The sequence below is a fragment of the Mesobacillus sp. genome, from assembly GCF_049588175.1.
GTDB lineage: Bacteria > Bacillota > Bacilli > Bacillales > Cytobacillaceae > Mesobacillus.
This window is the reverse complement of sequence record NZ_JBAVFI010000439.1, coordinates 1-2,524: the sequence shown is the minus strand read 5'-3', so window position 1 is coordinate 2,524 and position 2,524 is coordinate 1. Positions and strand designations below refer to the sequence as shown.

Here is a 2,524-nt window from a genome sequence, read left to right as displayed (position 1 = left end):
GTGTAACCCTGTCATTTCCAGCTGCTGGTCGTATACCACGAGATTCTTTAGTTTCATTATATTATCATTTCTTAATGATTTAAATTCCAGGAACTTAACTTCGATTGAACATGAAGAACTTTCTTTTAAATGTCCAAAGCGATCAAACGGAGGCAACAGCTGATTTTCTCCTTCTTTTAAAATGCACTCAAGCCGCGGGATCCAGTTGGTTTTCTCTCCCTCAATGAGATGATCAATAACTTGCAATGGATTCCAGGTTCCTTCCCCTTCGTCATATTGAAGCCATCCATTAGAAAGACCTGATAGAAATAGCTCCAATGTTTGAGGCGTTCTTTCCAGAACCTCAATAGCTTCTTTTATATTAAAATTCATTTTTTTCGACTCCTCTCTTTAAACGAACTGTATCGGAAGCTCATTTAGTCAATTTGTTTTTAAATCCCTAATAATTCCAGAAATATGGTAAAATAAATCATCTGACATTCAGGAGGCTAAATATGAAAAAGGCAATCAAGGTCATACTCTTGTTTACGCTTTTATTAGCTGGTTGTAATTCAGCCAATGAATCTGATGAAAATCATCCAATTGTTGTTCAAAAAATAGAGTCAGCAAGCGGCAAAAGCGTCTCGCAGCACCACAAAACAGTAAAAAACGAACAAGATATTTCATTCGTCAAAAAAATCATCAAAAAAGACTATCATGAGAAATCGGTTGAAATGCCATCTGCAGAGGCAGATTATACCTTTTATTTCGATAACCCATATGCAAAATCTATTTTGTTTCATTTGTGGATACTACCAGGCAATAAAGCAGTAATTGGTCATGATGGCTGGTATGCAGCACTCTCCCAAGAGGATTCTGAAAAACTCATTGATGTTTTTAATATTAAAATAAAATGATATGTTACGAACGCGAGCTGATTATCGCGTTCGTATTTTTTTCTTTATGCACCTTTGTATCTTATTCATATAATCCAGATTTATTAGCGTCTTGCTTTTCAGAAAGAAGTTTAATAAGTTCTTTATTTTGCTCAATAACTTGCCCAGATAATTCAAAATTGAACAAAGTTTCCATTTCTATTTATATTTCCTAAGCTGTAATACAATGTCACACGGCTGTTCTTTTTCTGAAAAAATATAATGTTATGATAGACTTGTCTGATTTATTTTATAAAAAGAGAGTGAAACCGATGAATATAAAACTTGCTGTAGAACAGCTGAATATATCTGGCATTGCAGCCAGCGAAGAAGATGTCTTGAGATGGATTGATGAAGGGAAAATCAAGGCTGAAATACCGCAAAGAAGGAACGCAGCATATAATATTAATCCTAAAGATCTCACTGAATTCATTATTCAACATCATACCGAGAGACTTAATGAACAACTTGAGAAATCCAAACAAGAAAACCGAAAGCTTTCAGATGAATTAGAACTTACAAAAACCCGTATCCATATTGAACAATCAAAGGTCCGGACATTGAAAAAAATGCTGAATGCCCAGATAGAAGCAGCCGGCACCAACTCTTTTCATTATGAAGAAATGTTAGGATTAAACGCTGATTCTAACGGACAGGCTCTTAAAAAAGAGTTTAAAAAACTTCTTAAAGCCCTCCATCCCGACCGCGGTGGCGATGAGAGGCTTTTTAGGGTGTTTAATGAGCATTATGAGAATTTGAAGTAATTCCTTTGGGGTAAAATAAAGATTAAGTCTCTTAATTTATGCTTTTTTTCTTTTATTCAATGCTAGAAAATAGGTGCTTACTCCAAGAATTAATCCACCAAATATTCCTAGCAGTGAACCCGCCAATGTCCAAATCGTCGATAAGTATATTCCTGATAAATTCATTAGTAAGCCCGTTAAAAATAGAGCAAAACCCTTATTCATCTTATTCTCCTAAAATATTTTTCCTTATTATACCATATACTTCACAAGAAAAAGAATCAGCAGTTTCCAGCTGATTCTTTTTTCTCTTACTTATTCTTATAAAACCTATCCCTAACCCTCTTCAACCGTGCATGATAATTCAAGATATCCAGTCTCGCTTTTTCCGCTTCCGGTGCGATTGGCCTCAAGTTTTCAATATCCCAGTAATCAATGATCACATCAAGCACCTGATCGAAATATTCAAGCGGACCATAGTTTGCCTCTTTAGCGATAATCGCCATTCGATTATCAAAGTCCGGCATTACAGCACCTGGCATTTGGAAGTTCATGATAACGTTGCCCAGGTAGTAGCAATAATTCGGCTCTAACTCGAGGTGGTATTTAATCACATCTCGATAGAAAGCATAATGCAAGGTTTCATCTTTCGCAAGGCGCCTCAGGAGTGAAGAAAGATCTTTGTCATGCGGGCCAGCCACCTTGGCGACATTATAGTAAAACACCATCGTCGCAAGCTCCTGCATGGAGGTATATACCATTGTTTCAAATGGTGTATGGTAGTCAGGATTCCAGCCATGTTCAAGCGTTATTTTATGTAGTTGATGAAGCCTCATAGGATCGACATTTCTAGTAAGCAAGAGATAA

Annotated in this window: 5 protein-coding genes; 2 read left to right on the top strand and 3 right to left on the bottom strand. The window is 36.3% G+C overall.

Annotated features, from left to right (window positions below; genetic code table 11):
- Positions 1-372: DinB family protein (locus WB217_RS10790; RefSeq protein ID WP_423993233.1), on the bottom strand; the 372-nt coding region annotated here is incomplete at its 3' end.
- A 122-nt stretch (positions 373-494) separates the two neighbouring features.
- Between WB217_RS10790 and WB217_RS10785 the strand changes: the two genes are divergently transcribed.
- The gene (locus WB217_RS10785) at positions 495-896 is read left to right on the top strand and encodes a hypothetical protein (protein ID WP_423993232.1); all 402 of its coding nucleotides are present in this window, start codon (positions 495-497) and stop codon (positions 894-896) included.
- Between the two features lie 290 nt (positions 897-1,186).
- Positions 1,187-1,678 (top strand): J domain-containing protein, encoded by a 492-nt coding sequence (locus WB217_RS10780; RefSeq protein WP_423993231.1) that lies wholly within the window; start codon positions 1,187-1,189, stop codon positions 1,676-1,678.
- A gap of 36 nt (positions 1,679-1,714) precedes the next feature.
- Here WB217_RS10780 and WB217_RS10775 read toward each other — a convergent pair whose 3' ends face one another.
- Positions 1,715-1,882 carry a hypothetical protein gene (locus WB217_RS10775; RefSeq protein ID WP_423993230.1) on the bottom strand — a complete coding sequence of 56 codons (168 nt, stop codon included), beginning with the start codon at positions 1,880-1,882 and terminating at the stop codon, positions 1,715-1,717.
- An 86-nt stretch (positions 1,883-1,968) separates the two neighbouring features.
- A partial coding sequence (locus tag WB217_RS10770) for an acyl-ACP desaturase (RefSeq protein WP_423993229.1) occupies positions 1,969-2,524 on the bottom strand: 556 nt, incomplete at its 5' end.

Coding starts and splice junctions, on each gene's coding strand:
- WB217_RS10775 (WP_423993230.1), bottom strand. CDS start 1,882: ATGAATAAGGGTTTTGCTCTATTTTTAACGGGCTTACTAATGAATTTA.
- WB217_RS10785 (WP_423993232.1), top strand. CDS start 495: ATGAAAAAGGCAATCAAGGTCATACTCTTGTTTACGCTTTTATTAGCT.
- WB217_RS10780 (WP_423993231.1), top strand. CDS start 1,187: ATGAATATAAAACTTGCTGTAGAACAGCTGAATATATCTGGCATTGCA.